Annotated in this window: 26 protein-coding genes; 8 read left to right on the plus strand and 18 right to left on the minus strand. The window is 44.5% G+C overall.

Features of this window, described 5'->3' with window-relative positions:
* Positions 1-5: 5 nt before the first annotated feature.
* From ACZ424_RS01965 to ACZ424_RS02005, 9 genes are read right to left on the minus strand one after another with little or no spacing between them, the layout of a single operon-like run.
* Positions 6-737 (minus strand): glycerophosphodiester phosphodiesterase, encoded by a 732-nt coding sequence (locus ACZ424_RS01965; protein ID WP_464904846.1) that lies wholly within the window; start codon positions 735-737, stop codon positions 6-8.
* Positions 734-2,011, minus strand: coding sequence for a phosphoribosylamine--glycine ligase (purD, locus tag ACZ424_RS01970; RefSeq protein ID WP_464904847.1), 1,278 nt, complete (start codon positions 2,009-2,011; stop codon positions 734-736). Before purD ends, ACZ424_RS01965 begins: the two co-directional genes overlap by 4 nt.
* A complete protein-coding gene (locus ACZ424_RS01975) occupies positions 2,008-2,643 on the minus strand; it encodes a lytic transglycosylase domain-containing protein (protein WP_464904848.1) in 636 nt (211 codons plus the stop codon). The genes purD and ACZ424_RS01975 overlap by 4 nt, the downstream gene beginning before the upstream one ends.
* Complete coding sequence (gene sppA, locus ACZ424_RS01980; protein WP_464904849.1) at positions 2,606-3,493, minus strand: signal peptide peptidase SppA; 888 nt, start codon at positions 3,491-3,493, stop codon at positions 2,606-2,608. Before sppA ends, ACZ424_RS01975 begins: the two co-directional genes overlap by 38 nt.
* Positions 3,490-4,317 carry a ribonuclease HIII gene (rnhC, locus tag ACZ424_RS01985; protein ID WP_464904850.1) on the minus strand — a complete coding sequence of 276 codons (828 nt, stop codon included), beginning with the start codon at positions 4,315-4,317 and terminating at the stop codon, positions 3,490-3,492. Before rnhC ends, sppA begins: the two co-directional genes overlap by 4 nt.
* Entirely contained in the window at positions 4,314-8,261 is a 3,948-nt protein-coding gene (locus ACZ424_RS01990) for a translocation/assembly module TamB domain-containing protein (RefSeq protein WP_464904851.1), read from the minus strand. The genes rnhC and ACZ424_RS01990 overlap by 4 nt, the downstream gene beginning before the upstream one ends.
* Positions 8,251-9,306 (minus strand): hypothetical protein, encoded by a 1,056-nt coding sequence (locus tag ACZ424_RS01995; protein ID WP_464904852.1) that lies wholly within the window; start codon positions 9,304-9,306, stop codon positions 8,251-8,253. Before ACZ424_RS01995 ends, ACZ424_RS01990 begins: the two co-directional genes overlap by 11 nt.
* Positions 9,306-9,797 carry an HIT family protein gene (locus ACZ424_RS02000; protein ID WP_464904853.1) on the minus strand — a complete coding sequence of 164 codons (492 nt, stop codon included), beginning with the start codon at positions 9,795-9,797 and terminating at the stop codon, positions 9,306-9,308. Before ACZ424_RS02000 ends, ACZ424_RS01995 begins: the two co-directional genes overlap by 1 nt.
* 1 nt (position 9,798) lies before the next feature.
* Positions 9,799-10,485, minus strand: a complete 687-nt coding sequence (locus ACZ424_RS02005) for a hypothetical protein (protein WP_464904854.1) — start codon at positions 10,483-10,485, stop codon at positions 9,799-9,801.
* Between the two features lie 282 nt (positions 10,486-10,767).
* Here ACZ424_RS02005 and ACZ424_RS02010 point away from each other — a divergent pair, with 282 nt between their 5' ends.
* Positions 10,768-11,595: a tyrosine-type recombinase/integrase gene (locus ACZ424_RS02010; protein ID WP_464904855.1), complete on the plus strand. Its 828-nt coding sequence runs from the start codon at positions 10,768-10,770 to the stop codon at positions 11,593-11,595.
* Here the strand turns inward: ACZ424_RS02010 and ACZ424_RS02015 are convergent.
* Positions 11,578-12,600: a DUF1786 domain-containing protein gene (locus ACZ424_RS02015; RefSeq protein ID WP_464904856.1), complete on the minus strand. Its 1,023-nt coding sequence runs from the start codon at positions 12,598-12,600 to the stop codon at positions 11,578-11,580. The two genes, ACZ424_RS02010 and ACZ424_RS02015, sit on opposite strands and share 18 nt — an antisense overlap.
* Before the next feature lie 54 nt (positions 12,601-12,654).
* On the opposite strand from ACZ424_RS02015, the gene ftsZ reads away from it, so the two are divergent.
* A complete protein-coding gene (gene ftsZ / locus ACZ424_RS02020) occupies positions 12,655-13,734 on the plus strand; it encodes a cell division protein FtsZ (protein ID WP_464904857.1) in 1,080 nt (359 codons plus the stop codon).
* Here the strand turns inward: ftsZ and ACZ424_RS02025 are convergent.
* Genes ACZ424_RS02025 through murD form a run of 6 tightly spaced genes read right to left on the minus strand, consistent with a single transcriptional unit; the run spans position 13,731 to position 19,143 of the window.
* Positions 13,731-14,306 carry an isochorismatase family protein gene (locus ACZ424_RS02025; RefSeq protein ID WP_464904858.1) on the minus strand — a complete coding sequence of 192 codons (576 nt, stop codon included), beginning with the start codon at positions 14,304-14,306 and terminating at the stop codon, positions 13,731-13,733. The genes ftsZ and ACZ424_RS02025 overlap by 4 nt on opposite strands.
* Position 14,307: 1 nt before the next feature.
* The gene (locus ACZ424_RS02030; protein WP_464904859.1) at positions 14,308-15,162 is read right to left on the minus strand and encodes a cytidylate kinase-like family protein; all 855 of its coding nucleotides are present in this window, start codon (positions 15,160-15,162) and stop codon (positions 14,308-14,310) included.
* Entirely contained in the window at positions 15,137-15,661 is a 525-nt protein-coding gene (gene scpB / locus ACZ424_RS02035) for an SMC-Scp complex subunit ScpB (RefSeq protein WP_464904860.1), read from the minus strand. Before scpB ends, ACZ424_RS02030 begins: the two co-directional genes overlap by 26 nt.
* Positions 15,640-16,731 carry an undecaprenyldiphospho-muramoylpentapeptide beta-N-acetylglucosaminyltransferase gene (gene murG, locus ACZ424_RS02040; protein ID WP_464904861.1) on the minus strand — a complete coding sequence of 364 codons (1,092 nt, stop codon included), beginning with the start codon at positions 16,729-16,731 and terminating at the stop codon, positions 15,640-15,642. Before murG ends, scpB begins: the two co-directional genes overlap by 22 nt.
* Positions 16,728-17,894: an FtsW/RodA/SpoVE family cell cycle protein gene (locus ACZ424_RS02045; protein ID WP_464904862.1), complete on the minus strand. Its 1,167-nt coding sequence runs from the start codon at positions 17,892-17,894 to the stop codon at positions 16,728-16,730. The genes murG and ACZ424_RS02045 overlap by 4 nt, the downstream gene beginning before the upstream one ends.
* Positions 17,884-19,143: a UDP-N-acetylmuramoyl-L-alanine--D-glutamate ligase gene (murD, locus tag ACZ424_RS02050; RefSeq protein ID WP_464904863.1), complete on the minus strand. Its 1,260-nt coding sequence runs from the start codon at positions 19,141-19,143 to the stop codon at positions 17,884-17,886. Before murD ends, ACZ424_RS02045 begins: the two co-directional genes overlap by 11 nt.
* 43 nt (positions 19,144-19,186) lie before the next feature.
* Here murD and ACZ424_RS02055 point away from each other — a divergent pair, with 43 nt between their 5' ends.
* Positions 19,187-20,395, plus strand: coding sequence for a M16 family metallopeptidase (locus ACZ424_RS02055; protein WP_464904864.1), 1,209 nt, complete (start codon positions 19,187-19,189; stop codon positions 20,393-20,395).
* On the opposite strand, the gene ACZ424_RS02060 is transcribed toward ACZ424_RS02055, so the two are convergent.
* Both ACZ424_RS02060 and ACZ424_RS02065 read right to left on the minus strand, forming a co-directional pair.
* Positions 20,360-21,619, minus strand: a complete 1,260-nt coding sequence (locus ACZ424_RS02060; RefSeq protein WP_464904865.1) for a peptidyl-prolyl cis-trans isomerase — start codon at positions 21,617-21,619, stop codon at positions 20,360-20,362. The genes ACZ424_RS02055 and ACZ424_RS02060 overlap by 36 nt on opposite strands.
* A gap of 25 nt (positions 21,620-21,644) precedes the next feature.
* Complete coding sequence (locus tag ACZ424_RS02065) at positions 21,645-22,613, minus strand: ADP-ribosylglycohydrolase family protein (protein WP_464904866.1); 969 nt, start codon at positions 22,611-22,613, stop codon at positions 21,645-21,647.
* 66 nt (positions 22,614-22,679) lie between these two features.
* On the opposite strand from ACZ424_RS02065, the gene ACZ424_RS02070 reads away from it, so the two are divergent.
* The 5 genes from ACZ424_RS02070 to ACZ424_RS02090 are packed head-to-tail and all read left to right on the plus strand — an operon-like array spanning position 22,680 to position 26,926.
* A complete protein-coding gene (locus ACZ424_RS02070; RefSeq protein ID WP_464904867.1) occupies positions 22,680-24,119 on the plus strand; it encodes an FAD-dependent oxidoreductase in 1,440 nt (479 codons plus the stop codon).
* A 57-nt stretch (positions 24,120-24,176) separates the two neighbouring features.
* Entirely contained in the window at positions 24,177-24,590 is a 414-nt protein-coding gene (locus ACZ424_RS02075; RefSeq protein WP_464904868.1) for a metal-dependent transcriptional regulator, read from the plus strand.
* The gene (gene mqnE / locus ACZ424_RS02080; RefSeq protein ID WP_464904869.1) at positions 24,583-25,692 is read left to right on the plus strand and encodes an aminofutalosine synthase MqnE; all 1,110 of its coding nucleotides are present in this window, start codon (positions 24,583-24,585) and stop codon (positions 25,690-25,692) included. The genes ACZ424_RS02075 and mqnE (ACZ424_RS02080) overlap by 8 nt, the downstream gene beginning before the upstream one ends.
* Complete coding sequence (gene mqnE / locus ACZ424_RS02085) at positions 25,692-26,804, plus strand: aminofutalosine synthase MqnE (protein ID WP_464904870.1); 1,113 nt, start codon at positions 25,692-25,694, stop codon at positions 26,802-26,804. The genes mqnE (ACZ424_RS02080) and mqnE (ACZ424_RS02085) overlap by 1 nt, the downstream gene beginning before the upstream one ends.
* A complete protein-coding gene (locus ACZ424_RS02090; protein ID WP_464904871.1) occupies positions 26,801-26,926 on the plus strand; it encodes a hypothetical protein in 126 nt (41 codons plus the stop codon). Before mqnE (ACZ424_RS02085) ends, ACZ424_RS02090 begins: the two co-directional genes overlap by 4 nt.
* The last annotated feature ends 23 nt before the right edge of the window (positions 26,927-26,949 follow it).

Here is a 26,949-nt window from a genome sequence, read left to right on the forward strand (position 1 = left end):
TACAGTTAACCTTGACTTAGCTCTCTTCTCCTCTCTATCAGCCAAGAAGGATAGTCTGTTGCCACTGCGTCTACGCCGTTTCTTAAGCACCTTTCAAGGGTTTTCTCGTCATCAACTACCCAAGCTACTACTGTTCTTTTTAACCTGTGGGCAAACCTTACAGCCTTCTCCGTTGCCAGTGGCCACTTCGGTAGAACGATCTCTGCTCCGATCTCTTTTGCTTCCAGTATCTTCCCTGGAGGTTTTGAGTAGATTAAACCGGTTATTAGTTTTTCGTCAATCTCTTTAACTTTTTGGAGAGCTCCCTCGTAGAAACTGATAAAGGCTACCCAGTCGCTCTTTTCTGTGTTTCCCCTAACCTCTTCTACCACTCGTTCTGTAGTTTCGGGTTCCTTTATCTCTATAAAGAGTCCACACTTCCCGTTAACCGTTTCAACTACTTCTTTCAGCGTTGGAACAGGTTCAGTTCCGGATACCCTTATTCTTTCTCTCATCTCCTCCAGCGTCAGCTCGCTTACTTTAGCTTTAACTCCAGCAACCCTTTTAAAGTCCGGGTCGTGGACTACAACCAACTTTCCGTCTAAGGTTCTCCTGACGTCACACTCAACAACGTCAACTCCTAACTCAACGGCAAACTTAAAGGCCTTTAAGGTGTTTTCGGGGAGCTCCCCTCCTGCTCCCCTGTGACCGACTATTGAGAACGGCTCTGTAGTTAACCTCTCTATAATCTCTTTCAACCCTTTAACCTTTTAACCGCCTTTAAACCTATGTCTGTTCTGTAGTGCATACCTTCAAACTTTATCCTCTTAACGGCCTCGTAGGCCCTCTCCCTTGCCTCCACTATGTCCTTGCCAAGTGCAGTAACGTTTAAGACCCTTCCACCGTTTGTCACCAACTTTCCGTCTTTAACTGCTGTTCCTGCGTGAAAAACGACTACAGTCGGGACTTTTTCGGCTTCCTCTATTCCCGTTATCACCTTTCCTTTCTCATACTTTCCGGGATACCCTTTAGATGCGAGGACTACGCAGATTGAGGTTTCGGGTTTCCAGTGGAGCTCCTTGACCAACCTTCCCTCAACTGCACTTAGTGCGACGTCAACAAGGTCATCCTCTAACCTTCTTAGTATTGCTTGGGCTTCAGGATCTCCGAACCGGACGTTAAACTCAAGGACCTTTGGCCCCTCTTCTGTTATCATCAACCCGGCGTATAGAATTCCCCTGAAGGGCATTCCCTCCTTCGCCATTCCCCTTAAAATCGGCTTGATAACTTTTTCCTGTACTTCTCTTTCCATCTCTTTAGAGAGGACAGGTGCCGGGGAGTAGGCTCCCATTCCCCCCGTGTTTGGTCCCTTGTCTCCGTCAAACACGGCCTTGTGGTCTTGAGCCGTTGCAAGGGGAACGAACCTTTCACCGTCCGTTATCACGAGGTAAGACGCCTCTTCTCCCTTTAGACACTCCTCTATAACGACTCTATTTCCGGCATCTCCGAAAACCTTTTCAACCATGATTTTCTCAATTGCCTCTATTGCCTCATCAACGTTCTGGGCTACAACTACTCCCTTCCCTGCTGCAAGACCGTCGGCTTTTACGACTATCGGAGCTCCAACCTTCTTTACGTACTCCTTTGCCTTCTCAGGGTTATCAAATATCTGAAAGTCTGCAGTTGGAACTCCATACTTTTTCATCATCTCCTTTGCAAATGCCTTGCTACCCTCAAGCTGAGCAGCGGCCTTGGAAGGGCCAAAGACTTTTAAGCCTCTCTTTTCAAACTCGTCTGTTATTCCAGCGACTAACGGAGCCTCAGGCCCTACTATTGTAAGGTCTACTCCCTCTTTCTCTGCAAACTGAGCTAACTTCTCAATGTCGGTTGCTTTTATATCAACGCACTCTCCGATTTGAGCTATTCCGGGGTTTCCGGGAGCTCCGTAGACCTTTTCAACCTTTTCACTCTGAGCAACCTTCCAGGCCAGCGCGTGTTCCCTTCCTCCGCCTCCAACTATCAGAACCTTCATTGCTCTACCCCTTGGTTTATAAATTGTTGGGCAATTATAACAGTATCTCCCCTTCTATACATAACTATCCTATATTTTCTCCGGTTTTTGGGCAGATTTCCTTTTAAATTTCCGCTCCTATTTAAAATTTTTCTTATGTAGTTCTTAGTCTCCTTGTATGGGGGAATCCCTCCGTACCTTTCAACTGCTCCCTCTCCTGCGTTGTAGGCGGCCAAGGCCAGCTTCCAGTTTCTATACTTTAGGTAGAGCTCCTTCAGGAGTCTTGCCCCTCCGTCTAAGTTTTCGTCCGGGTCAAATGGGTCTTTAACCCCCAGTCTTCTTGCCGTTTCCGGCATTAGTTGGCAAAGGCCTAAAGCTCCCTTCTTTGAAACCGCCTTCGGGTTAAAGTTTGACTCTGCCCTCACCAGCTCTTTAAACAACTTTACCGGAAGTCCATACTTCTTTGCGTAGTAAACGACTTTCTCCTCAATCCTTTTAGAGTTCTTCGGCCTCTTGAACCTCTTCTCTCCGGAGCCAACTATGTATATAACTCCATTCTTCTCGTAGACCTTTATCCACCCGAAGGCCTTACCGTAGAAACAGCCTAAAACCAGACTAATTGAGGAGATACATAACCCTAACTTCTTGAACATTTCCGTTGAGAGCTCCAATTACGGTTTTCAAAATACTTTCACTTCCCTCTCCAAAAATTCTCTCAAACAACCCTTTCTTCTCCTTTACGAAAACAACCTTTGCCTTCGGGCACTTCCCCAGTTCCTTTGCTACCTCAACAGCCCTGTCAAAGTTCCCTAAATAGTCAACAAGTCCTAACTTTTTTGCCTCTTTCCCCGTAAATATCCTACCATCTGCGAACTTTTTCACCTCTCCAACCGGCAGTTTCCTTCCCTTTGCAACTGCCTCTACAAACTGCATGTAGGAGTCGTTTATCAACTTCTGAACAACCTCTATCTGCTTATAATTTGGCTCTTCAAACGGGTTCAGTAAGTCCTTGTAGGGACCACTCTTTACGGTTATTACTTTAACTCCGATTTTCTTTATCAGGTCGCTTACGTTGTAAGTCTGGAGAATGACTCCGATGCTTCCCGTTATCGTTCCGGGATTTGCGACAATTTTTGTCGCCCCAACAGATATGTAAAGTCCGCCGGAAGCTGCGACAGACTCCATAGAGACGACTACCGGTTTCTCTTTGGCTACTTCTTCAACCTTATCGTGAATCTCCTGACACGCTCCTACAACTCCCCCCGGAGAGTTGATCCTTAAAACTACCGCTTTTACGCTTCTGTTCTTCTCTACCCGATCAAGGAGCTCCAAGTATCTGTCTGCGTCTTTTATAACCCCTTTTACTCTTATAACCGCAACCTTATCACTTCCAACCTCCAGTCCACCCAACGACCTATTTAAAAACTTTGAAACCTCCCAAGTTACAAAGGCAGAGAACAGAACAACAAAAATAACTATTAGAAACGTTTTTAACCTTTTCATTTCCTCTCCTTAATGTTAAAGTGAAGCTTTACGAACCTGTGGAGCTCTCCCTTCGGAATCCTATTAAGGAGTTTCCTGTTTTCTACGTTTCCTTCTTTTACCTCAAACCCCAACTCTTTTGAGAACTCCTTAATGGCCTTTAACCTTTCTGACTTTGCAACGATTGATGCAGCCGCAACAACCGGGTCGGATTCTCCCCTTTCCCTTACGGTGACTTTTACCCCTTTTAGACCTTTCTCTATGTTTTCCTTTAAAACCTCTTCCAGCCTTTTACTGAACTTATCTACAACTATCTCTTTCGGCTTACACCTTTTCAGTAGTTTCTTCAGAACTTCCTGGTAAACCTTCTCAAGGTAGAGATTTACGTTTCTAAACTCTTCGTATTCTCTGTTATAGGCTTCAGGTGGGATTACTCTTATAACTCCCTTACACTTCTCTTTTATTTTTTCTCCGAGTTCCTTTATCTTTTCCGGTTTTAACCTCTTTGAGTCCTTTACCTCTAAACTGAGGAGTTCCTTTAAACACTCCCTGTCTGCACACACGCAGGCAACCACTAACGGTCCAAAGAACTCCCCCTTTCCCGCTTCGTCGCACCCTATTTTCGGTAAGTTCTCCTCTAACTTGAGGAGTTCCTCTATAACGGTTTCTTTTAACTCTTCCTTTCCTTTTCCCGAGTAGACGATGCTTCCAGAGTCGTAAACTATTAAATCTCCATTCTTTAAATTGAGTTTGTAGGAAGCATGTTCCGGCGGCTCTTTCTCCGCTGCTCCCTTCTCTTTTAGTCTCTCTACCAGCTTTTCTACTTTCTTCTTTTCCAGTTTCACCGTTTGTTGACCTCTAACCCTATACCGGCCTCAAGGCCGTAGTAGCTATTGTATCTCAACTCTAAGTAGTAGTTCTTCTTAAGGAAGAATTGGAAGCTTCCCCCGTACTCCGGGTTCTGGCCGGTTGTTCCGTAGCCTACGAGCCTTATCCTTTCCGCCAATCTCTTTGCTATTGTTAGTTTAGCTACGGTCTCTCCGTATTTCGTTATGTGTGGCTCTATAGAGAAACTTTCAAGCTTTAGTGTCTCTTTAAACTTCGTTTCAAATGGTTTAAACAAAAAAGCCGTTGCGTAGTATGCTACTTGAACTGCCGGAAAGAGCTCGGAGCTTGCCTCAATCTCTTCAGGCGATGCCCCGGTCATTATCAGGTTCAGTATCTGTTCCCTCGTTAGGGGCGGGTCTGATGAGAGGTAAATTGTAAGGTTGGAGAACTCTCCCTCTATCTTCATGTATATGTAGTAACCGGATACATACGCACTTGCCAGTATATTAACCCTTCCCTTCTCTCTTTCTAAATCCTCAATCGTTCCCGTTCCGTATATCACTTTAAACTCTTTTCCCATGTAGTCTATTTTTCCGTCTGTAACGTAGAAGGTCCCTCCTATTACGGCTCTTTCGTTTACTGTTTTTATCCAGAGCTTTGGAATCAGTGTAAGACTAAAGAGTTCTCCCTTTATCTTTAAAGGCTGGTCAAAGAGAAGGTTTACATCTACATTTACAGGGAATCTGGGAGCTCCCTCGGAGCTCTTCCTCTTTTTCTTCTCTTCCTTTCCTATAAAGAGTTTGGCCTTTGAAACTGTTAAGTTACCCTTTATTCCTCCTTCTCCGTAGTTCAGTTTCCCAGAGATCAGCCCTTTCCACTTTCCTACTTCTCCTACAGGAATTAAAGATACCGTTACATTCGTTTCTTTTTCCCCTCCGGATATCAGGATACTTCCGCTTCCGATACTTATATTACTTTCTACCTCCTTTAATCTGCCGTTTTCAACTAAAGCCTTCAGGGAGTTAACCACCGCTTTATCAAGTAGATACTCCGTCCTAAATTCAACTCCTGTTCCGTCTACACTTACCCTGTAGTTTAGGTTCCCTTCGTAGCTAAAATCTCCGTTTACTCGGAGCTCGTTCCTTACGTATGGAACGAACCTCTGGGCTTTTACCAAGTAAACAAGCCCTTTGGCCCCTAATCTTGCCTCTACCTTCCCCTTTAAGCCGTTTTTCTCTCTGTCAAAGAGCAGATCTTTTACTCTTATCCAGCCGTCAACGTAGGAGAGTGTTACGTCGGAGAGCTGGAGCTCCCCGTTCTTTAGATTTGCGTAGATACCCGATACAGAGTATAGAGGGTAGAAACCCTTCGGGTAGACCTTAAATGTCGGAACAGCAACTGTTCCCGTAAGTGTTGTGACGTTAACGTTAACGAAGGCCATATTTATTTTCGCTTTTACCTGAGGTATTTTAATATTCAAGTTCCTAACAGAACCCACTACCTGCCACTGATCTTTGTTTGCTATTACTTTAAGGTCTGTACCGTTGTTTCCTGAAACTGTTATAGTTCCAAGGTTATCCGGCTCCAAAATAGCCCCTTCAACTTTAAACTCATTTTTTCCAGTGATGTCAGAGTTCCAATTTAATTTACCAGAAATTTTTACAGTAAATCTAGACAAAACACCAAAAAGGAAATAATCAACCCCACCAAAAACCTCCCCTTTCTCTTTCAGTGAATACCTTCCCGTCACCCTACCTTTCCCTTCCAGTTTTCCCGTTTCAAAATCAATAAACACATCTCCGGATAAACTGTTCTCAAAACCTTCTACTCCACTAACGTAATGGCTGTTCTCTAAACCGACTAATAGTTCTTTCCCCTTATAAGAAACCCTATAACTACCGCCGTTTAAGACTTTCCCCTTAAAAGAAGCCCTTTTCAGCTCACCGGATAGGTTAACGATCACATAACCGTTTCTGTATTCAACTTCCCCCTTTCCGCTTCCTTCAGCCGCCAAACTGTCATACTTAATAACCCCAGAGAAACTGTCTACGTTAATCTTTATCTGAATAGAACCTTTCTCCTTTAAGTTTTCTGAATAAACAGAGAAAGCTCCTTCTCCTTTTCCATCCAACTTAAAAGGCAGCTTAACCCTAAACCCTTTTAAAATTTGCTCAATCTCTTTTCCGGAAACCCCGTTTACTTTTCCTTTCAGGTAGAGCTTCCTCTTTCCTTTTAACCTCAAACTCAGTCTATCTAAAGTTCCTCTTTCTGTAATAGCCCTAACGGACAACACGAAATCCTTAAGCTTTACCTCTCCCTTACTCTTTCCAAGCTCTACACCCTTAAACCTTAAATCCTCACTTCTTACCTGAAAGTCGGCCCGGGGGTTTTTTAAACTCCCCCAAACTCTCCCTTTTCCGCTTACCTTTCCTCCAAGACCAACTTTCTCAAGAAACTTGAACCCTTCAACCGGGACAGATTCGGCCGTGTAAAAACTCTCTATTTCCATTTTCTTCAGATGGAGCTCCGCTTCTCCTTCAGTCTTACCTCCTTTTTCCCCCGTTAGTTCTCCTTCAACTTTTACAACCTCTCCATTTCCTGTTATCTGAACCGTTCCCGAAGCTTTAAAACCTTGGAAATTAAATCGATTTACCTTTAACTTTCCTCTGTAATCTGCTCTACCATCGCTTACCTTAAATACTAAATCACCAGAGAGGTTAACCTCAGGTATCCAACCTCTATACTTACTTCTGTAAACTCTAACGACGGGAATCTGTTTCAACTCAAAACTCTTTAGCTTAACGGTTCCCTTCGCGCTCTTTTCCTTCCACGCTAAAGAGACCTCTCCGCCTAAACTCTCAGAGCTCCACTTAAACTTCCCTTTTTCCCTGTTTAAATTTCCGTTTACCTCTAACTTCCTGAGCTCAATCTTCGGAGCTGTTAAAGCGCTTATGTTTCCTCTTATGTTTACCTCCGGATCGTTTAATCTCCCAAACGCAGAAACTCTTAAGTAAACCCCTTCGGCTCTACAGTTCCCGTAAACAAATCTCTTTGACCGAACTGTTCCCTTTAACTCAACATTTTCTCCTACTTCTCCTTTTAACGAAAAGTCTGCCCCGTCAAACTTTCCAGAAACCTTTTCAAGAACAACTTTCCCTCTTTTAAGCCTTAAAATTGCCGTACCTTCTGTGTTTAAATCCTTCAGCTTTCCCTTCCAGCTCACATCTAATTTACCATAATTTTTTACAGTTATTTGACCAAAAAACATAGATGAAAACAAACTACCAGAAAACCACCAATTACCTAAACTGTAAACTTTTAATTCCCCGCTTAACTTGGAACTCCCGTAACCTGCGTAGAAATCGGGAATTAAGAAATAGCCGTCTTTTTTAACGCCACTAAAAGAAGAAATGTAAAACTCTTTCCCTCTTATACTTCCGTTTAACCCTCCAAACTGAAGCTCCCGCTCGTTGTAGATAAACTTTCCGAGAACGGCACCCCCGCCGTTCCACTTTACAGTAAACCTCCCAACATCTACCTTCTCCACCAGAAAAGGAAGCTTGAAGGAAAATTCCTTTCTCTTTTCACCTTTTCTCTTTAGATTCAGTTTACCTTCTGAAACACCGACAAACGAAAAAACTGGACGAAGCTCCCTAAAACTCCTGTAAACGTTAACGTCCAACTCCGGCTTGTAAAGTTCACAGGAGAACTTAGGATTTTCTAAGAACAGGTAATCCGCCTCTAAGGAGAGCTCTCCCCTCTTCCAGTTGAACCCCCAGCGAAAGTTCTTTTTTACCACTGAGAGCTCCTCTTTCTCTTTTAACCAATACTTAACAATGCTTACAGAAACCTGATAGGAGAAAAAGAGGAACAGTAAGACCATAGAAAACTTGAGGACTCTGTGGAGACGACCGCTCTTTAACGATTTGAGAAAAGCCCTTAGAAACTCCCTAAACCTCACACTCTATCTCCAGAGTTTCCCAAGCTCGGCACTTAGGACATATCCAGTCAAAGGTGTTAGTCCTAAAACCACAGCTTTCACACTTATACATCTTCCTCCTCTCCTTCAGCTGGAGAAGGAGAGACATGATCTCTTCGGCAACCTTTTTTCTCCTACCACTTTCCCATAAAATCCTAATGTAAATTTCAAAGAGTTCTGGATCAAACTTACTGCTCTCCCAGAAACGCTTAAGTAGAGCTATGGCTTTCTCTGTTTCTCCTTTATCCATCCAGAAGTTTACAGCCCTACCTACGGCAGGAGGGGAGAGCTCCGACTCCTCAACGAGCTGAACCAACTTCTCCTCGGTAAGAGTATCAAACTTTTCTACAACATCAATAAAAGGAGATGCTTTCTTAGGAGAGAGTTTTATACCTTTAAGTGCACTACTGTAACCATTTTCATTTTCACCTACCGAATAGAAAAGCTTTGAGAGAACATAGTAGTAGAGAGGAACGGGAAACTGGAGCTCCATCTTCCTCATAACCCTGAAAGCTTTATCAGTTCTTCCAGAGTCTATGTAACTGTTTGCAAGGTAAAGCTTCGTATGAACGAGGTCGTCTTTAAAGTCCTCTTTTAACTTAACGGCCTTCTCAAGGAGTTCTACCGCCTCGTTCAGTTTCCCGGAAGCTTTCTTAAGCTGGGCCAACTCGTAGTAGAAGAAGCTCTCGCCGGGATAGAGCTCTATACCTTCCTTGAGGGCTTCCTCGGCCCTGTCTATAAAACCGGCAGCCCTGTAAACGAGGGCAAGGTTCAAAACGATCAACTTTTTTTCATCTTCAGAAAGTTTTTCTCTTTTGAGCCTTTCTAAAATCTTTAAACTCTTATAATATTCTCCCTTTTCCCTCAGAAGGATAGCCAACGTAAGGTAGGCGTTAACCGGGCTGTCTAAGTCAACGTCGGATATCTCTTTTATCAGGTCTTGCCTGTTTACAGAGAGCTTCTTTAGGTAGCTCTCAACGGAAAACCGCTTCTCTTTGCTGAAAAGAGATCTTATCCTGTCAATCATTATTCCCAAAACCGCTTTAGAGTTTCGTAAGTTTCCGTCAAAGACTGAGGAATTACCTTTACCCCAGCAGCAACCGGCAAGAAGTTCGTATCTCCTACCCACCGTGGAACTATGTGATAATGGATGTGGGTATCAACACTTCCCCCCGACGCCTTTCCCAAGTTCAGGCCTACGTTAAACCCGTCAGGGTTGTAAGCCCGCTTAAGTACCCTTATTGAACGCTTTATTAACTGGTCAATCTCTGAGAGTTCCTCAGGTAACAGAGAAAGAAAGTCCCCGGTGTGCCTTACGGGACAGACCATTAAATGACCCGTGTTGTAGGGAAACCTGTTAAGTATGACTAAAGCCCTCTCTCCTTTATATAGAAGTAGGTTCTCTCTGTCCTTCTTCGGATGCTCCTCTACAGCCCTACAGATAAAACAGCCCTTATCATTTTCCTTCCCCACCTTAGATACGTAAGAGAGCCTCCAGGGAGCCCAAATAATCTCCAACTTAACCTCCTAAAAGGTCAAATCTCTTTAAGTTCTCTAAAATATAGCGCAGGTTGGGTTTATCGGTAAGTGAAGGGTTTAAGATGAGTTTTTTCTCTCTCCTAACCAGCTGACTGAAGACAATCTTCTCAACGTCGCTTGGAAACTCTTTGAGGAGCTCCCTACAGTCTTCACTCTTCATGAAGGCTTCAACAGTAGGACTTAACCTGAGTGAAATACACTCTTTCAAAGCTTCTTTTAGCTCTTTACCTGCTATTTTATCGGAGTAGTTCTTTACAAAACTGCCGTATCTGAACTTTAGGAACTTTGCCATATCTCCCATCAAAAAAGCTACGTCTGCATCAGAAAGATTCTCTTCTTCTATCCTCTCTTTTAGTTTCTCTAAGCTCTTTTCAGCAGCCCTCCCAACAGCTAAGGAGTAGGCTTTCTCTAACTCCTTTGCAGAAATGCTGTAGCTTCCGGCAACCTGCGTAAATATTTTGAGCTTCCCAGCCGTAACAGGTTCAACGTCTAAGAGTTTAAGATGTTCTTCAGCGTCCTCAATAAACTCTACAAGCCCTTCAACCCAAAACTTCTGGTCTTTTGATAGAAACGTCTCAAGGGTGTCGGAGTTTGACCGGGGAGCTCCCCACACCCCACTACACGTTATAACAACTGCCAAAGTAGAGATCAGAAGACCTTTCTTCACAATTCCCTCCACACTAAAACTTTACTAAGATTCTACCCGTTAAAGTGAGAAATTTCCGCTATTTCCTTTAAACTACCTCCGATACACCGGCAGACCGGTAAACTGACTATAACAAATGTCAATTTGTTATAGTAAAATAGAAATTAGAAACCGGGAAACCGTAAGACCTGGAAATTGACTTTTAAAAAACGTTGATATATTTCCGGAATTTCGGAATACAGGGTATAGGAATACCCCTCAGCTTGAAACGGGCGAAATATATCAACGGTAAGGAGAAACGGCATGAAACTCTCTGAAGCTGTAGAGCTCTTCATAAACTTCAAGAGTAAGGAACTCTCCCCCAGAACCCTAAAAGAGTATAGGAACGACCTGAAACTCCTTCAAAAACAGATAGGAGACGTTCCCGTTGATAAGATAAAAACGGCACACCTCATGGTTTTTCGGAGCTCCCTCAACTGCTCCCCTTCCCTCATAAACAGACGCCTCTCAGCCCTGAACTCTTTCTTCAACTTTTTAGTTGACATGGAACTCCTTGAGAAAAATCCGATTAAACCCTCCCTCAGGATAAAGAAAGTTAAACAGAGAGTTCCAGAAGCTCTCACAGAAGAAGAGATAGAAAAAGTTCTTAAAGCAGCAAGGGAGCGCCCATACAGGGACTATCTAATGGTAAAAACAATCCTCCAGTGTGGCCTAAGGATATCGGAGCTCCTCTCCCTCACAAAAGAGAGCATCCTTGAATACAGAGGGAGAAGAGTTCTAAGGGTTATCGGAAAAGGTGGGAAGGAGCGGTTTATCCCCCTAACTGAAGAGTTTGGAAGGGAGCTCCTCTCCTACGCAGAGAGCTGCAAAACAGAGAGGCTCTTTCCACTGAGCTATCAAGGAGCAAAGTATATTTTCAACAGAATAAAGGAAAGAAGCGGAGTTGACCTTCACCCCCACAAGCTCCGTCACACCTTTGCAACCATTTTGGTTGACAGAGGAGTTGACATAAGGGTAATTCAGGCCTTTCTCGGCCATGCGTCACCTAACACATCTGCCCGCTATGCAAAGGTAAGAGACGACCTTATGTTCAAAGTTGTTGACGAGGTCTTCTCAACAAACTCTCTGTAGGAACCGAAAGGCACGGACAAGCCCGGCACAGCCGTAAAGCATAACATCCCCTAACGGGTAGGCTTCCTCCCCGTAGCCTTTAAGAATTTCCCTGTTTGGTCCAACAACAAAAACCCTTTCCGGCTCAATAGTTTCAAAGACTACGGCTCCGTGCCCTCCGTCCTCAAACACCTCATCAAAAGTTATCTCCCCTTTAACAAGCTTTTTAACGAGCTTCTCTACCTTATCCCTGTTCAACAATTTGGTGTGGTGCTCAAACAGACCTATAACTTCACCACCTTTTACAGAGGCCCCCAAGGTGTGGCCGTTCCCTACATCTAAAACGACAAACTCTTCAACTCCTAACCTATCGGCGTAATCCACCATACCGGCAACTGCCGCCAGCTTACTGTCCATAACAAACCCGTTTAACCCTGCCTCCTTTAGCTGTTCCAGGATAGAATCAAATCTTGAAAAGAAGCCGGTCTTTTCGATTATTACCATCTTTTCAGGTCGCCTCTCCTTCTCAAGGAGCTCTCTCAAAAAGTTAAACCGGGTCACCCTGTCGCTCTGACCTTTGACAAACCCGTGGTCTTGACACGCGACGCCGACTGTAAAGTTTTTCAGTTCCAAGTCTTTATTTATTAACCATAAAATTTTTTGGTAGTTATCAATCTCTAAGTCGGTAAGAAACAGATCTACATCATCTACAGAGTCAACAATACTGAAACCTAACCTTTCTACCTCTTCAAGGTCGTCCCTTACAGTCCTTGCAGCCCTCTCTGTAATAGTTACCGAGTAACCCTTCTTAATGTGTTCAAGGAGAGCTCTCTTAACAGGCCCCCCGCCCATAACGTAACCATCAACTGTTATATCCCTTTTAAATAGTTTAACCTTCCTGGCCAGCTTCTCTGTAGGGGAAGGAAGAATAACCTTAACCCAGTTCTCTTCGTTTTCTTTAAAGTTTGGAACAACAATATCTTGAGTGCCTTTTCCCACGTCAACAGCAAAGAGAAAGTTTGCCACACTCCGCCTCCTTTACATAAAATTCTAAAGAATTACGAAGTTTGGAGGAGTTCTATGTTTGAAGTTGCAGATGACCAGTTTCAAGGACCGGTCATAAAGGTAATAGGAGTTGGAGGAGGCGGAGGAAACGCCGTTTCAAGGATGTATGAAAGGGGAATAGAAGGCGTAGAGTTTATAGCCGTTAATACAGACGCCCAAGTTCTTTCAAGGATGTCTATTCCTGTTAAAGTTCAGATAGGAGAGAAATTAACCAAAGGCCTTGGAGCCGGCGGAAAACCAGAAATTGGTGAACAGGCTGCTTTAGAGGACGAGCCCAAAATAAGGGAAGTGTTGGAAGGCTCTGACATGGTCTTCATAACTGCCGGGATGGGAGGCGGAACGGGAACTGGAGCAGCCCCGATAGTTGCAAAGATAGCAAAAGACATGGGGATCTTGACAGTTGGAGTTGTAACGAGGCCCTTTGACTTTGAGGGGAGACGCCGCCAGGAATATGCGGAGGCAGGAATTAGGAGGCTAAAGGAGTTTGTTGACACGCTTATGGTAGTTCCAAACCAGAAGCTGATAACAGTTGCTCCTAAAGGGATTGGAATAATGGACGCTTTCAAACTTGCAGATAACGTTCTCTACCAGGCGGTAAAGGGAATAACGGAAGTTATAACGAAGCCCGGCCTTATAAACCTTGATTTTGCCGACGTTAAGACCGTTATGCACAGCGGAGGCTACGCTCTTATGGGAACAGGTGAAGCAGACGGGGAGGACAGAGCTCTGACGGCAGCACGGAAGGCGATAGACAATCCTCTCCTTGAGAACGTTCAGGTGGAGGGAGCAAGCAGAATACTCGTAAACATCAGCGGAGGACCAGATTTAACCCTTGACGAAGCCTACGCCGCTGCCGGTCTAATAAAGGAGAGGACGAAGAGGGACGATACAAACTTCTTCTTTGGAGTTACGATAGACGAAAAACTTGAAGGGATTATTCAAGTAACCGTTATAGCGACAGGGTTTGACGAAAAGGGAAGGGCTACCGGCGGAACTATTTGGAAAACCGGTAGCGCTGAGAGCGAAACCTCCGAAATCTCAGAGTTCCCCATAGATATTGAGAACATTCTCAAAGACCTTGAGAAGGAGGACTAAGGGATAATATTGGAACTTTCTATGACGACAGCACCTAAACGGAGGAGGTCCCTAACCGCCTCCTCCTCCGAATCTTTAGTTAGACCTTTAACTCCGTCTTTTAAGACAAAGATTGTGTAGCCTAAGTTTAGAGCTCCTATACAGGTATTCTTAACACAGAACTCTGCTGCGACACCGCAGACGAAAATCCTTCTTACTCCCCTCTCCTTTAAAAGGTTGTTTAGAACAGTTCCCTGAAACCCGGAGTATGCCTCAAGCTCCGGCCTATCACCCTTGTCTATTATGAAAGTGTCCGGTGGGAGCTCCAACCCTTCGGCAAAGTCTGCTCCCCTGCTCCACTGAACGCAGTGAACCGGCCACCTTCCTCCGTTAACGTCAAAGGAGATGTGGTTTTCCGGGTGCCAGTCCCTCGTTGCAAAAACGGGAATCCCCTTTGATGAGAAGAGTTTTAAGTAATAGTTAACTTTTAGGATTATCTTGTCAGCCCCGGGAACAGGAAGCCTTCCCCAGGGCATGAAGTCGTTCTGCATATCAACAACGACGAGGGCATCTCTGTCGGTTAAAGAGACCATACTACTCCTCAACCAACAGCTTGAATCCGTTTACTACGAGCTCTTTTGCAACCTCTACCGGAACTTTTGAGGTGTTAAGCTTTATATGGAAAAGGTTAATCTCTCTAATATCTTCTCCACATATGTCCTTGTAGAACATTACCTCTTTCTCATCAATTTTTTTAAGCTCTTTCTCTGCGTCTTCAAGGCTCTTTCCGGTGTTTTCGGCATACGTCTTTACCCTATCAACGAAAGGAGCCTCAATTTTTACATGTAAGGAGTTTGGATACTCCTGAAGTATGCAGGCAGCTCCGTGCCCCACAATAACAACGTTGTTTGAGACCGCAAATGCTGTAACTGCTTTAACTAAAGCTTCTCTAAACTCCTCAAAAGTTATCTCCTTCTTTTTCGTTCCAAAGATTGCTCCGAAGTCTATTAGGTCTTTGTCAAGCTGGAAGAGGTCAAAGAGTGAGAGCTTTGAGGGAACGTATTTAAACTCGTTGAACTCCTCAACCTTCCACTCAGGAACCCCCAACCTCTTTGCAACCTCCTGGAGAACCTCGGTGAAGACAAACCTGTAGCCCAACTTCTCCGCAACCTGCTTGGCAACCTCAAGCCCCATGGATCCTAACTCGTAGGTAACGGTAACGACACCCATCTTCTCCTCCGTAAATCTTCTTTTATACTCTGGGTTTGAGAGTAAGTTTATCCTAATAGTGTCCGCAAGTTCAAGGAAGAAATCCTCGTCTATGTATCTCGGCAGAACTCTGTCAAGTTGAACGAAGAGTTCCTCAACCTTAGGAATTGCATCTTCACAGCACAGGGCTAAAGATTCGTCTTCGTAGAGCATCTCAATCGCTTCTTGAATCCTGTCCAACTTCTTCCTCTAAATCAATTTTTGGGAGCTCTGAAAGTGAATTTAATCCAAAGTGGTAGAGAAAGCTCTCTGTCGTTCTGTATAGCTTCGGTCTGCCAGGCGTAGGAGCTCTACCGGCTACTTCAATTAGTCCCTTCTCCAGCAGAGACTTTAGAGCTCCATCAGGATTTTGTCCCCTTATCATGGCTATCTCTTTCTTTGTTATGGGTTGGTTGTAGGCAATAACGGCAAGGACTTCAAGCAGGTATCTTGAGAGTTTAACAGGTCTGTCCTCTACGAACTCTTTCAGGTCTTGAGAAAGGTCAGAAGCTGTAAAGAACCTGTAACCGCCCGCCACCCTCCTAAGAACAATTCCCCTGTCGCTGTATTCTTTCAGGAGTTCCTCAAGGAGCTCCTCTACTCTATCAACGGGGATTCCGAACTTCTCAGAGAGCTCCTCAGGTCTAACTGGATCTTGAGACAGGAAAATGGCAGCCTCTAACAGCCTCTTTTCTCGCATAACACCTCTGTTATTCTGTCTGTAGCGTTGGGTCTTGAGAAAGAGAGGAAGTTCTCTTTCAGCTTCTGTGAATCAATTATACCAAAGAGAAGCGTCTCAATTATTTGAGCCGTTTCCTGTGGAGTGATCTCCTCCTGCTTCCGGTATAGCGCAGCTCCCATCTGTGAAAGAAACTGTGCGTTTTTCAGCTGATGGTCGTCAGCTGCGTAAGGGAAAGGGACGAAGAGGGTAGGAATTCCAAAGAGGGAGAGTTCCGAAATCGCCAGAGCTCCTGCCCTTGAAACGGCACAGTCGGCTATAGAGTAGAGCTCCCACACCTCCCTGTAGAAAGGGAAAACTCTTGCATCTATTCCACTTTCTCTGTAAACTACTTTAAGTTTTTCCTCTTCCTTAGATTTCCCCGTTATGTGAATGACTTGAACTTCCCTGTTGAGGAGCGGAGCCGTCTCTATGAAGAGCCTGTTGAGGAAGAGAGCTCCCTGACTTCCTCCTATAACGAGAAGAGTTTTCTTTTTTCTTGAGAGGTTGAGCTTTTCTAAAGTTTTTCTCCCTACCTCCTCTCTTCTCTTTGATGCATCAACTACCTGTCTCCTTACAGGGTTTCCCGTAAAGAGATTTTTACCTTTTAAAAAAGCCTCTGCACCCGGAAACCCCAAAAATGAGCACTTTGAAAACCTTGAGAGAAATCTGTTAACTCTGCCGGGAACCGAGTTCTGCTCCTGAACGTATAGGGGAATACCCTTCAGAAAAGAAGCGACTCCCGAAGGGAGAGAGGCGTAACCTCCGAAAACTATAGCTGCATCTGGATTGAACCTTTCAATCTCTCTTAGGAGTTTTAGGGTTGAGGTAACAAACCTGAAAGAGGAGAAGTATCCTCTTAACCCTCTGCCAATAAACCCAGAAACGTTAAGTAGCAGGGAATTTTCAGATGGGAAGCCTAAGGTTTTCTCTATGCCGTTCTCTGTTCCGACGTAGAAGATTGAGTGTCCTTTTTCCTTCAGGGCCTCCGCAACGGCAAGTGCTGGGAAGTAGTGCCCTCCTGTTCCACCGCCAGCTATTAGAAACCTCAATATGTATACCTCCCCTTGCTCATTAACTTAACTGTTACCTGAGACTCCGGAGGAAGGTGCCTTGCCACGCTCATTATTATTCCCACGGCAATGAATAGAGAAATGAGGGAGCTCCCTCCCATGCTCATAAAGGGAAGCGTTATACCTGTTGTCGGCAGAAGCCCAATGTTTACTCCTATGTGGACGGCCGCCTGAAGGAAAATGTATAGGGTAAGCCCTAAGGCCATGTATTTCCCAACCTGTTCGTCTGTTCTGTCGGCTATTGAAAGCCCAGAGTAGAGAATTAAAAGGTATATAAGGAGAACAAAAAGAACTCCTAAGGCTCCGACTTCCTCAGCTATGTGGGCAAACATAAAGTCACTAAAGGCAAACGTGAGGAACTGAAACTTTGATAGAACTCCGTTTCCGATTCCCATTCCCGTGATGCCCCCCTTTGCAAAGGCAACGAACGCTTGGACTAACTGGTAGCTACTGTACTTACCTGTAGTCTGTATGTAGTTCTCCGGATGAAGGAGAATCTTTATCCTCATGAGCCTGTAGGGAGCTGTAACGACGGCAAGAGTAAAAAGGGCTGTTCCTAAGGCAGCCGGATAAACTATGTATTTAACGTTCAAACCTGTAACGAAGAGAATTGCAAAGACCGAAATTGTCAGTATCATTGCGGAACCAAGGTCACCCTCGGCAAGTATGAGAAGGTCTGGAATGAACAGACCGAAGGTTATGAACGTAAGGAAGAACTTGAGGCTCTTTGTTATGTCATACCACTTATACCTTATGTAGGCTGAGTCAAATACGATTATCAGGATTTTTGCAAGCTCTGCCGGTTGAAAAGAGAGCCCTCCTACAATTATCCAGCTCTTTGAGTTGTTTATCTCTTTTCCAAAGAGGAGAACTGCGACTAAGAGGAATATTGCTGTAAAGTATGTCGCCCAGAGGAACTTTTTTGAGACAAAGTTCCTGTAGTCTGCGTACTTATAGATTAGAAGTGCTGCTGTAACTCCTAAAGTAAAGGCAACGAACTGTTTAAGGGCATACGAGTAGGGCGGAGCTCCGTGCTTTACACACCAGAAGTAGCTTCCTGTGTAGACAAATATGATCCCAAGGAGTGAAAGAAAGAGGGAGCTCCCAAAAATTATCCACCCGTAGGATTCTCTAATTTTCAATTTTTTCCTCCAGCTTCTCTTTAAGTTTTAAGACTTCTCTTTTAAAGGCTTCTCCCCTTTCCTCAAAGTTTTTAAACATGTCAAAACTGGCACATCCCGGAGAGAGTAAGACTGTATCTCCTACATCAGAGAGTTCAAAGGCTTTCCTTACCGCCTCTTCCATGGAGTTTGCCGTTAACGTGAGGGTTTCTTCTCTGAATGTTTGGGAGAGGAGCTCTGCCGTTTCTCCTATAAATACGGCTGCCTTTACCCTTTCTCTGACAAGTTCTTTTAGGTGGCCAAAGTCAAGTCCTTTATCGCTTCCGCCGGCTATCAGGATAATATTTTTAAAGCTCTCAAGGGCTTTTTTAAGGGAATCTGGGTTTGTTGACTTTGAATCGTTTACGAAGGTAACTCCCTTTACTGTTTCTACGATTTCCGTTCTGTGGGGAAGACCTTTAAAGGATTTAAATCCTCTAAGTATCTCTTTTTCGTTTAGTCCTAGAATACTTAAAACTGTAGCGGCAGCAGTGTAGTTTTCTAAGTTGTGAATTCCCTTTAGAGGGAGCTCTGTTAAAGGGAGCTCTACTCTGTTTTTTAGGTTGATGATCAATTTGTTCTTTGCCACATAGGTATCTGCTTTCCTCCTTGTGCTGAAGAAGATAAGGTTATTCCCTTTTAAGTTTCTTAACTGTTCGTCGTCTCTGTTTAGAACTGTTAGGTCCGAGTGTTTAATCAGTTTAAGTTTTGCATTTCTGTATTCTGTGAAATCTCTGTATCTGTTCATATGGTCAGGAGTGACATTTAGGATTACGGAAACGTTTGACCTATAAGACTTTAGGTCTTCTATTTGGAATGAAGAGAGTTCTATGGCGGAGATGGTTTCTGGTGTGGTCTTTAGTGCAAACTCAGAAAAGGGAATTCCGAAATTTCCGCCGATGAATGTTTTGTATCCGTTGATTTTGAGCGTGTGGTGAATGAGAGCTGTTGTCGTGCTCTTTCCGTTTGTCCCTGTGACTGAGACGATTTTTCCTCGGGAGAAGCGGAAGGCGAGTTCAATTTCGCCGAGGGTGGGTACGTCTTTTTTGCTTAGATATTGTAAAATTTTATGGTTAATAGGAAACCCAGGGGACTTCACAGCAAAATCAAATAAGGACAAGTCAGGTAAACCATTGCCATCCTGGTAGAACTCATAGAAAAAACCCAAAGAACTTAAAAGAAGAGCTGCTCCTTTACCGCTTAGGCCTTTTCCTAAAATAAGAGCTCTCAAGTTCTGTTCCCTCCGGCAGTTTCTCTAAAGTATAATTTTCCACATGTTAAAGGTAAAGACGCTGAAAAACGGAGTAAAAGCCGTAGTAAAAGAGAGACCCGACCTTTTCTCTGCTACCGTTTCTGTCTGGGTAAAGGCAGGAGCGGCATACGAAAGAGAAGAGGAAAGGGGAATAGCCCACTTTCTTGAACACATAGTTTTTAACGGAAGTGAGAACTTCCCAGAAGGAGAGGCAGACAGAGTTATTGAAGGGGTAGGCGGGGAACTTAACGCAGCGACCTCCTACGACTACACGTACTACTACACAAACCTTCCGGCTCAGGAGTGGGAGACCGGCCTTAACGTTCTATCAGACCTTACGCTGAGGCCTCTAATAGACAAAAAGCACGTTGAGAAAGAGATACCTATAGTCCTTGAAGAAATAGCAAGAAGCAAAGACAACCCCCACGAGGTCTTTACTGAGGAGTTCTTAAAAAGACTTTATAGAAGAGCTCCCTACAGGTTCCCGATTTTAGGTTTTGAAGAGACGGTTAAGAGTTTCACTTCCAAAAAGGTGAGGGATTTCTACGAGAGGCTTTACACCCCGAAAAGGATAACCGTCGTAGTTGAAGGGAACATAAAGGCAGAACAAGTTTTAAAGAGAGTTGAGGAACTGTTTGGAAGCCTAAAAAAGGAAGACACTCCTTTAACTCCAGAAAGAGAGAAAGACCTCGTTTCAGAAGGGGAGTTCGTAGTTAGACACCCGACAGTGGAACTTCCCTACGTTCTCTTAGGTTGGAAGCTTCCACCTGCAGGAAGACACGACGTTTACTACGACATACTGGATTCACTACTCTCTTTAGGACGGAGCTCCCTCCTGTTTAGAAAGCTAAGAGAAACGGGAGTAGTTTTCTCAGCCTCGTCAAACTACCAGAACCTTAAACTCGGAGCAAACTTTACCTTAGGGGCAGTTACAGACAAACCGGAAGTGGCTGTAAGGGAGATGAAGGAGCTCTGCCGAAACGTTTTAGATGTAAAGGAAGAAGAATTTGAAATAGCAAAGAGGAAGCTCTATAGGGCTGAAGTTTTCGGAAGGGAATCTGGAGAGGCAGACAGTTTAGGTTTCGCTGTAACCGTTATGGAAGACATCGGGTACTCAACAGAGTTCCTGAAAGACCTCCAGGAAGCTAAATTTTCAGAATTTCTAAAGGCAGTAGAGTTCCTAAAAGAGGAGCCCCTAATCGGACTCCTCCTCCCTGAAACAGCTTTCTGAAGCGGGAAGAACTTTGGCAGAGTATTTCCTCTTTAGCTGAGAGACCTTTTCCTCGATGAGTTTTTTTGCCCTTTCCCCTTTCAACCTGATCTTTATTGTGGAGTAAACGTCTCCCAGTAGAAGGTAAGTTGAAGGTTTCCTGCTCTCAACAACTATCAGAAGAGTCCTTCCGTCTGGCATGTTAAGGAGGTTAAACTTCTTCTTAGACGAAAAGACCAGCATAGAAACCGGATTGTTCTCGTCGTTTGAAAGGACTGTCCATTCTCTACCTGTTGAGAAGATGTATCCAGGAATAGACTCTTTCAAAGATTTTCCCGAGTTTAGGGCGCTGAGAGACTTCTTGGCCTCCTTCTCTGACGGAAAGACGAAGATGAGAACTTTAGCAGAAGCAGGGGTTTTAAACTCTTCCCTGTGTTTTGAGTAGTAGTCCTTAATCTCCCTGTCTGAAACCTTTATACTGGTTAAAATTTCTTTTTCAAAAGAGGAAGCTGCAAGGTTCTCCTCAAAGGATAGGAGCCGATTCCTAAAGCTACGACTCTTATCAAGCCCTTCTTTCAGCGCTTCTAAGTAGAGAGCGTAAGTTTCAAGAGCTCTCTTCAAAGCCAAAGGCGTTGGTTTCCCCTCAATTAAGGGTTTAATATCACCGTAGGTTATTTTCTTCCTATTATAAACTGCAACAACGTCACTGGAAGACTTAGGGTTAAGGCTAAGAATCTTTAGACGAGACTTCACAGATGAGATTACCCTTTCCCTCTCTTGGGATATCTTCTGAGCTTCAAGGTTTATTTTGACTGAACGGCGGAGCTCTGGCGTAACTTTCTTCCCTTTGTAGTATTTCTTTATGGCTGCCTCTACCTCCGACTCCGTGACTCTTGGCGCTTTTATGTGTTCAGCAAGGTATAGAGAAGCGAGAGTTTTTACCTTAAACCTCTCAACATGTTCTCTTATTTCTGGCCTATCAAAAAAACCCTTATCCTTATAAGACTGGAAGATCAATTGCCTTTCAAGGATTTTCTGAAGGAGCTCCTCCCTACCCTTAACGCCGGAGTAATACTTCTTCATAGCCCACTGGGGAATGGTTGACTCAACGTAACGGAAGTAGGAGTAGTCAACAGTCCGGCCGTCAATTTTCAAAAGGGGAGTATCCGGGTTACAGGCGGCAGGAGAACTCCCCGTAAGAAGGGCTGACAAGACGAAAGCTATAAATGGTTCTCTATACCTCATACTTCCTCCAAGTTTTAAATTGAAATTATTGTTTGATTTTATCAATTAATTTCTTTGCAAGAAGATCAATATAATCAGCCCCTTCAAGACATTTAAGCCACTCCTCCGGAATTGACGAAATGCCTAAGTAACCCCCGACGAGAGCTCCAACAACGAAGGCAACGGCATCTGTATCTCCCCCAAAGTCTCCGTAGGAGTTAACTGCCGTCACGACAGCCCTTCTGTAAGACTTGGAGTTGTTTAAGGCTATGTAGAGAGAAAGGGAAAAGGCCTCGGGGGCGAAACTTCCGTTACCTAAGAGCAGAATAATCTCGTCCAAGCTCACACTCTCCTTAGCAAGAGCCTGATAGAGAAGGTCTAAGTAGGAACGCACCATTTGTGTTTGGGCAAACTCCCTGAGAACTTCAACAAAACCCAAACGGTCTTCCCTTGACGAGAGAAGGACTCTTCCCCCTAAAACTTCTGAAACTGCAACGGCAAGAACTCCAGCTGTATCAACGAGGGCTTCGTCGTCGTGTGTAATTGAAGCTATATACCTCCCCTCAGAGTAGGCGTCGTAGCTGCTGTCCCACCTGAAGATACCTGCAGCAGCAGCTGGTATAGCACCGTCTATATCACAGGCCTTCACCCGCGCCTCGTCCGGTTCAAGGCCGGCAGCGTAAGAGAGGGCAGCGTTTACGTGGGAGCCTGCAGGATACCTGTGGGACTTTTCATCCTTCACCCAGTTTATCAGCTCCTCTATGTAGAGGCTTTCATCAAAGTAGCCCTTCTCTGCGTAAACTCTTAGAGCCATCAGAAAGATCTGAGATTCGTGGGAATACTGCCCCTTCTTGAGATGAGGACAGACAGAGAGGGGAGAGGGCTCCTTAAAGTCAAGTATGGGACCTCCGTAGGCTTTCTTAACTGTTTCTTTGTCCATCTCCTCAACTAAGGTTCCAAGGGCATCCCCTATAACAGCTCCGAAAACTGCACCTTCTATCTTCTCCTCAAGCATAACTCCTCCTAAACCCTTTAATGGCTTTAAACCTCTATAATTGTATTTACTGATGAAGGAGAAGTTATGGAGCCTGACAGGAAAGTTGCCCTTAAAACTTCCAAGATAATTAAGGAAAGGAGAAAGAGTAAGCTCCTCTCAGCTCTTATTCCCGGAGCTGGACAGGTTTACGGAAAAAGATACTTAACCGGTCTTTCGTTCTTTACGCTGTTCAGTTTTCCCTTCTACTACTGGTATCTGTTGGGATTCCCGATAAACTACGGATCTTTAACTTTAGTAGGAGCTCAAGCCCTCCTCTACGGCCTCCAAGTGTTAGACGCAGGAAGGAGCGAAAACAGAGAAACCTCCCCCTGTGAGGACTTCTGTCCGATAGGGGCAAAGATTCCCTCATTTATGGCTTACTGTGAAGAGGGAAAACCTGAAGAGGGAGTTGGAATCTTTTTCCTGTCATCACCTTTTCCATTTACTCTCGGGGAGCTCTGCCCTGCACCCTGCGAGGAGAAGTGCGGAATCCTCCCTGAGAGACCTCTGAGGATTCGGGAAGTTCATAGAGAAATGGCAAAAGTTTTCCTAGAAGAGTTAGAAATAAAAGAAAGAGAGCCTTTTTTCCCAGAAGTAAAGAGAAAAGTGGCAGTTGTTGGAGGAGGTCTTTCAGGAATCACTGCTGCCTACTACCTCGCCTCCTGTGGAGTTCAGGTTGACCTCTACGAGAAAGAGAGTGAGTTGGGAGGTTTAATCAACTACATTCCGAACTTCAAGTTCAATAGAGAGCTTGCTAAAAAGGAAATAGAATACGCAACATCCTTTAAGAACTTGAACGTTTTTACGAATAACCCTGTTGAAAAAGAGCTAAAAGGATACGATGCAGTTGTCATAGCTGTTGGGGCACAGATTGAAAGGAGAATTGAAGGAATAGAAGGAGAAAGGGTTGTCTATCCCCTCTCTTTTCTGAAAAAGCCACCGGAGCTCCGCGACAAAAAGTTAATAGTCTTAGGAGCAGGAGATACGGCTATAGACGTTGCAAGGCTTGGAGTAAGGCTCGGAGCAGACGTCTCAGTCCTCTACAGGGGAGATGCAAAGGGAATAAGGGCGCAGAGGAAGGAGCTCTCAGCAGCGGTAAGGGAAGGAGTAAAGGTATACACAAACTGTGCCGTTAATGGGATAAAGGGAAAAACGGTGGAGCTATCCTGTGGAAAGTTTGAGTTTGACTACCTTATTCCCGCCGTGGGCTTTAAAGTTGATAAAGAGTTAATAGAGAAACTCTCAAAAGGTAAAAACACCTTCATAACGGGAGACGCAGTTTCTGGAATGACGACTTTCGTTGAGGCCTGCAGTAGAGCAAGAGAAACGGCAGCAGAGATTTTAAAAAAAATAGGCCTTTCTGAAAGGGCGTGGTTTACCGTTGACGTACACAGGGAAAAACCGAACAGGGTTTCAGGCGAGAACCTGTTTATAGTCTCGGAGAGCTCCCTCTGCCAACACTGCGGAGTAAAGGTGAGGAGTTAGTGAAACTTAACGTAGTTAGGAATATATTCTCCAGTAAAGAAAAGAAAGGGAAAGAAGATGGAAGAGAAGTTAGCACCGAGGCTTGAGGACTACCTTGAAACAATTTACCTCCTTGAAAGGGAGAATAAAGTAGCGCGGGTTAAAGAGATAGCGAAGGCGAGAAACGTCAAGATGCCTACAGTTACAGAAGTCTTAAAGAGGCTCTCGGAGAAGGGTTACATAAAGTATGAACCTTACGGATACGTGAGCACAACAGAAAAAGGAAGAAACTACGCAAAGGAGCTCTACAGGAAACACAAGGTTCTGATTAACTTCTTCCGGTCTGTTTTAGGGCTTCCCCCCGAAGACGCAGAGAGGGAAGGGTGTTTAATAGAACACCACCTCTCAGACGAAACGGTCAGGCGGATAGAGAAACTAATGGAGACACTTAAAGAGAAGAACATCAAGCCCTTTGAGGAAGAAAATGGTTGAAATTGAGGAGATAACTGACGAAAGGTTAGTTGAGGACAGGGAACTCCTTCCGATAGCCGAGAAGGTAGCTTCGGGAGAAAGGCTTTCCTTTGAAGATGGAGTGAAACTCTTTAAGAGCAACGACCTGCTAACGGTCGGAAAACTTGCAGACTTCGTTAACAGGAAAAAGAACGGAAATTTAGTTTACTTTACAGTTAACAGGCATATAAACCTTACGAACCTATGCGTTGGAAGCTGTAAGTTCTGTGCCTTCAGAAAGGAAAAAAACGATAAGGACGCCTACGAGTTAACGGTTGAAGAGGCAGTTCAGAAGGCAAAGGAGGTTGGAAACGTCTCTGAGATTCACATAGTAAGCGGCCTTCACCCGGAGTGGAACTACGAAAAGTATTTAGAGTTCATAAGGGAGATAAAGAGAGCCGTTCCAACGGCGAAAATCCAAGCCTTCACTGCAGAAGAGATAGACCACCTCTGCAGGATATCTGGAAAGAGTGCCGAGGAAGTTTTAAAAGAGCTTATAGAGGCAGGACTTGACGCGCTTCCGGGAGGAGGAGCAGAAGTCTTCAGTAAACGGGTAAGGGAGAAACTCTGCCCTCAGAAACTCTCTGCTGAGAGGTACTTAGAGATCCACAAAATAGCTCACTCCTACGGGCTGAAAACAAACGCGTCAATCCTCTACGGCCACATAGAGACTGTAGAGGAAAGGGTTGACCACCTATTAAGGCTCAGAAAGCTCCAGGACGAAACGGGAGGCTTTCAGGCGTTTATCTCCTTTGCCTACCAGCCAAAGAACACAGAGTTGGGAGGAAACTTCACGACGGGTTTTGACGACCTGAAGATGCTGGCAGTAGCGAGACTAATCCTTGACAACTTTCCCCACGTTAGGGCTTTCTGGATAACTTTAGGAGAAAAACTGGCTCAAGTCTCACTTCACTTTGGAGTTGATGACTTAGACGGAACTGTGGTTGAGGAGACGATAACGAGGTCGGCGGGAGCTCCCGGCTCGTTGTTTATGCCAAAAGAGAGGCTGATAAACCTCATAAAAGAGGCTGGAAAAATACCTGTTGAAAGGGACACAAACTACAACGTTCTGAGGGTCTACTGATGGAGTTTATAAGAGACGAAAGGTTAATACCAGTTGCCCAAAAGGTTTTAAATGGAGAAAGACTCTCTTTTGAAGACGGTCTTACACTCTTTGAGTCAAAAGACATACACACAATAGGCTACCTTGCTAACTTGGTAGCCGAGAGGAAAAACGGGAAGTTTGCCTACTTTAACGTAAACGTTCACATAACTCCTACAAACATCTGCGTTGGAACCTGCAAGTTCTGTGCCTTCAGGAAGAGAAAGGGAGAAGAAGGAGCTTACGAGTTAACGGTTGATGAAATCCTAAAAAAGTTGGACGAGTATAAGAAGCAAAACCCCGGACTCACAGAGGTTCACATAGTAGGAGGACTGCACCCAGACTGGAGCTACGACCACTACATTGGAATAGTGAGAGAGGTTAAAAAGGCCTTCCCAGACATTCACGTTAAGGCCTACACAGCCGAAGAGATTAAGTTCATATCAGAAAAGGGAAACAGGAGTATTGAAGAGACGCTGAAAGAGCTAATAGAAGCAGGACTCGGCTCAATTCCCGGGGGAGGAGGAGAGATATTTACAGAAGAGGTAAGGAAGAGAATCTGCCCGGACAAGATAACGGCTGAAGAGTACTTAGAGATTCACAAAACGGCACACAGACTTGGACTAAAGAGCAACGCAACAATGCTCTTCGGCCATATTGAATCCTACGCCGACAGAGTTGACCACCTGATAAGGATCAGGGAGGCTCAGGACGAAACAGGAGGCTTTCAAACCTTTATTCCCCTTGCCTTCCACCCTAAAAATACAGAAATACCTGGAGCTAACTACACAACAGGTTTTGACGAACTTAAAACAATCGCCGTCTCAAGGCTACTTCTTGACAACTTCCCCCATATAAAGGCCTACTGGATAATGTTAGGTGAGAAGGTAGCCCAGATAGCCCTTCAGTTTGGAGCAGATGACATAGACGGAACGGTAACCGAGGAAGACATTACTCAAGCTGCAGGGGCAAGGGCAGGTCAGTTTATACCGAAAGAGAGACTAATAAAGCTGATAAGGGAAGCCGGAAAAGTTCCCGTTGAGAGGGATACCCTCTACAACGTCGTTAAGATTTACGAGGAGGTTAAAAGATGAGCGAAAACACGATTCTTGGAATAATCTGCACAATCATTGCAATCCTCTTACCTCTTTCCTTTGCCGTTTTAGCCTGGAAGCACACGTTAGATGAGAAGAAAAAAAACAGAACTCAGGGTTAAACAACGCCTTTCTTTACCAGGTA

This window comes from Thermovibrio ruber, assembly GCF_055380895.1.